Genomic DNA, 3,741 nt, shown 5'->3' with positions numbered 1-3,741 from the left:
GGGTGGCCGGGGATCGCAGGGTCGATGGCTTCCCGTCCGGATGCCCGCCGGCCGGATCGGCGCGCGCGTGACCGTCGGGGCCGGGTGTCCCGGCGAGCGTCGCGGCTTCGGGTCTCCCGGCCAGCGCGGCGGTGAGGACCCGGGCCGCCTCGGCGGCGGTCGGCCGGTCCACCGGGTCCTTCGCCAGGCACCAGCGGTGGAGACGACCTACCTCGGGTGGCACCCCCTCGACGTCGGGCAGCGGGGCCGGCTCGTCGTACGCGTGGGCGCGCAGCATCCCGGTCCCGGTCTCCCGCCGCCAGGGGAGCCGGCCGGTGAGCATCCGGTGCAGCAGCAGGCCCAGCCCGTACACGTCGGAGGCGGCGATCACCTCGCCGGCGTCCAGCCGTTCGGGGGCGAAGTACGCCGGGGTGCCGAGGAGCCGCCCCTCGACGTCGATCTCCGGGGTGCCGGCGACCGCCGCGATGCCGAAGTCGACGACCTTCGCGCCGGTCGGGGTCAGCATCACGTTCTCGGGTTTGACGTCCCGGTGCACCAGGCCCTCGCCGTGGGCGGCGGCGAGACCGGCGGCCACCTCGGCCCCGATCCGCAGCGCGTCCCTCGACGGCAGCGGCCCCTCGGTGAGGCGCTGCGCGAGTGTGGTGCCGGTCAGCAGTTCCATGACCACGAAGGGAACCTGGTCGCCGCCGACCGGAGACTCGCCGTAGTCGTAGACGTTGGTGACGTTCGGATGCGACAGCCGGGCCGCCGCCTTCGCCTCCGCCCGGATCCGCCACCGGGCAGCCGGATCCGTCGCGACGAGCACCTTGACCGCCACGTCCCGTTCCAGCACCTCGTCGTGGGCCCGCCAGACCACGGACATGCCGCCCCTGCCGAGGCGCTCGTCCAGCCGGTAGCGGCCGGCGAGCAACTGATCACGCTGCACAGTGGACAGCCTGCCGCACCGGACCGGCCCGGCACCACCCGACATCGAGTCGCCGCGATGCGACGCTCGGCCCTACCGCGCGTTTCCCGGCGCCCAGCCGAAGCGGGGCGGCCGGCGCTCGTGGAAGGCCGCGACACCCTCACGGGCCTCGCCGCTCGCCCGCACCTGGCCGTGCCACCAGGCGATCCGGTCGTCGTCCGCGCGACCGTCGATGATCTCCTTCGCCGCGGCGACGCTGAGCTGTGAGCGGGCCACGACCGCGGCGGTGATCTCCTCCACCCGGGCGGCGAGCGCGTCACCGGGCAGCACCTCGTCGACCAGACCGGCCCGCAGCGCCCGCTCGGCGCCGATCAGCTCGGCGGTGAACAGCAGGTGCTTGGCCGCCGCCGGGCCGACCAGCCGGGCCAGCCGGCGGGTGGTCGGTGCCGGGTAGACCAGTCCCAACCGTGCCGGCGGTACGCCGAAGCGCGCGTCGTCGGCGGCGATCCGCAGGTCGCAGGCGACCGCGAGCTGGCATCCGCCGCCGACGCAGGCACCCCGGACGGCGGCGACGGTCGGCTTGGCGAAGGCCGCCAGCCGCTCCTCGGCGGCGACGGCGATGCTGCCGTCACCGGCGTCCAGCAGTTCGTCCAGATCCCCGAGGTCCGCGCCGGCGCAGAAGGTGCCGTCCGCGCCGGTGAGCACCAGCGCCCGGACGGCGGGGTCGGCCTCCAGGCCGTCCAGCAGGTCCGGCAGCCGCCGCCACATGTCCGTGGTCATCGCGTTGCGCCGTCCCGGGTTGTGGATCACCACCGTCGCGACCGCACCGGTCACCTCGACGAGCAGGTCCGCGTCCGCCACCGTCACCACCCCTTCGACCGGCCGCGCCCTCGGCGGCGCCGGTGCGGCGACCATAACGGCGCGAGCCCGCCGCCTCACCAGCCGGGGGCGGCGTCCAGCAGGGACCGGCGTACCGCCTGCACCTCGCGCCGGCCGCCGACCTGCGGCCGGGTGGCCAGGAAGAGCGTGTTGAGCGGGGGTACCGCCGGCCGCAGCAGCGGTACCAGCTCACCGGCGGCGAGCGGCCGCTCGCAGAGGTACGTCGGTAGCACGCTCGCCCCCGCGCCGGCCACCACGGCCGCGAGCACCGCCCGCAGGTCGGCCACCACCAGGTTCGGCGTCCGGGTCAGCCGCGTGTCGAACACCGTCCGCCACCAGCGCCGCAGGATCGGGGCCTCCTCGGCGTACGCGACCAGCGGCACCCCGCGCAGCGCGTGGGGGGTGACCGGGTCCGGCAGGCGGCGGGCCCAGGCCGGCGCGGCGACCAGCGCGAACTCCTCGTCGTGCAACGGCTCGGCGGTCAGTCCCCGGCGCCGGGGGCGCACGCTGGTGACCGCCAGGTCGAGCCGGCCGGCGACCAGGCCGTCGAGGAGCTGGTCGGGCAGGCCGGCGGTGACCCGCAGCTCCAGGCCGTCGGCGACCAGGCCGGCCACCGCCGGGAGGACGCGCGCGGCGAGGAACTCCGCCGGCCCGCCGAGGAAGACCGTCCGGGGGTACGGCGTACCCGGCTCGTCGGCGAGCACGGCGTCGAGCCGGTCCAGCGGGTCCGCCACGCGCCGGGCCAGTTCGTCACCGGCGGCGGTGGGCATCACGCCACGGGGTACCCGGTCGAAGAGAGGCCGGCCGAGGGCCTCCTCCAGCGCGCGGACCTGGGCGGTGACCGTGGGCTGCGCCAGGCCGAGCAGCTCGGCCGCGCCGGTTATCGAACCGGACCGGTGGACGGCGAGGAAGCTGCGCAGCAGGTCGAGCGATACCCTCACATCGGCAAACCTATCGCTGCTGTGTCGTTCGCCTATTGGTCAGCTATGGATCCGCGAGCCAGCATGGGTGCCATGACACGCGCACTCATCGCTCTGACCAGTCACCGCCAGCTCGGCAACACCGGCCGGGAGACCGGCTTCTACGTCGGCGAGGCCGCGGAGCCATGGGAGGTGTTCCGCGCCGCCGGATGGGACGTCGACCTGGTGTCGGTGGCCGGCGGCCAGCCGCCGCTGGACGGCCGCGACGAGAACGACGAGACCCAGAACGACTTCCTGGCCACCGCCGGTGTGGAGAACACGCCGAAGGCCGCCGAGGTCGACCCGTCCGGGTACGACGTCGTGGTCTTCGCCGGCGGACACGGCACGATGTGGGACTTCCCGGACAACCCGGACCTGGCGCGCATCGCCGCCTCGATCTACGAGCGCGGCGGCGTCGTCGCCGCCGTCTGCCACGGCCCGTCCGCGCTGGTGAACCTGAAGCTCTCCGACGGCTCGCACCTGGTCGCCGGCAAGCGGGTGGCCGGCTTCACCAACGACGAGGAGAACGCCGTGGGCCTCTCCGACGACGTGCCGTTCCTGCTGGCCGACAAGCTGACCGAGGCGGGTGCCACCCACGTGCCGGCTCCGAACTTCACCGAGCAGGTCGTGACGGACGGCCGCCTCGTGACGGGCCAGAACCCGCAGTCGGCCCGCGCGATGGCCGAAGCGGTGGTGAAGGCGGTCCAGGCCGCCTGAGGCGCCTTCAAGATCGCACTCGATCCACGAAGTAGTGGCCTCGCCCGCACAGTGAGGCCACTACTTCCATGTTCGAGCGCGATCTTGCCTGACGGCTCACAATGCAACGCGACGTTGCGTTGCGGTACGGTGGGGGCATGACCGTCGCCACCGCGCACGTTTCGTCGACCGGCGCTCCGGCCGGCGGCAACCCCGTCGTACCGCAACGCAACGTCGCGTTGCATTGTGAGCCGTCAGGCAAGATCGCGCTCGAACATGGAAGTAGTGGCCTCACTGTGCGGG

The 3,741-nt window shown here is 74.3% G+C and carries 4 protein-coding genes; 1 reads left to right on the top strand and 3 read right to left on the bottom strand.

Annotation, left to right across the window (positions count from 1 at the left end):
• From AB0I76_RS25030 to AB0I76_RS25020, 3 genes are all read right to left on the bottom strand, one after another.
• Positions 1–970 (bottom strand): serine/threonine-protein kinase (locus tag AB0I76_RS25030; RefSeq protein ID WP_357040076.1); only part of this gene is annotated, 970 nt, incomplete at its 3' end.
• Between the two features lie 27 nt (positions 971–997).
• Positions 998–1,771 carry an enoyl-CoA hydratase/isomerase family protein gene (locus tag AB0I76_RS25025; RefSeq protein ID WP_357040073.1) on the bottom strand — a complete coding sequence of 258 codons (774 nt, stop codon included), beginning with the start codon at positions 1,769–1,771 and terminating at the stop codon, positions 998–1,000.
• 68 nt (positions 1,772–1,839) lie between these two features.
• Positions 1,840–2,724, bottom strand: a complete 885-nt coding sequence (locus AB0I76_RS25020) for a LysR family transcriptional regulator (RefSeq protein WP_357040070.1) — start codon at positions 2,722–2,724, stop codon at positions 1,840–1,842.
• Between the two features lie 72 nt (positions 2,725–2,796).
• On the opposite strand from AB0I76_RS25020, the gene AB0I76_RS25015 reads away from it, so the two are divergent.
• The gene (locus AB0I76_RS25015) at positions 2,797–3,459 is read left to right on the top strand and encodes a type 1 glutamine amidotransferase domain-containing protein (RefSeq protein ID WP_357040067.1); all 663 of its coding nucleotides are present in this window, start codon (positions 2,797–2,799) and stop codon (positions 3,457–3,459) included.
• Positions 3,460–3,741 lie beyond the last annotated feature (282 nt).

Origin of the sequence: Micromonospora sp. NPDC049799, assembly GCF_040656655.1 — a bacterium.
Classification (GTDB): Bacteria; Actinomycetota; Actinomycetes; order Mycobacteriales; family Micromonosporaceae; genus Micromonospora.
Note: the sequence above shows the minus strand (reverse complement) of the source record. Positions and strands in the feature narration are given on the sequence as shown.

Excerpts from the sequence above, each read along its gene's own strand:
- AB0I76_RS25015 (WP_357040067.1), top strand. The coding sequence starts at position 2,797 with ATGACACGCGCACTCATCGCTCTGACCAGTCACCGCCAGCTCGGCAAC.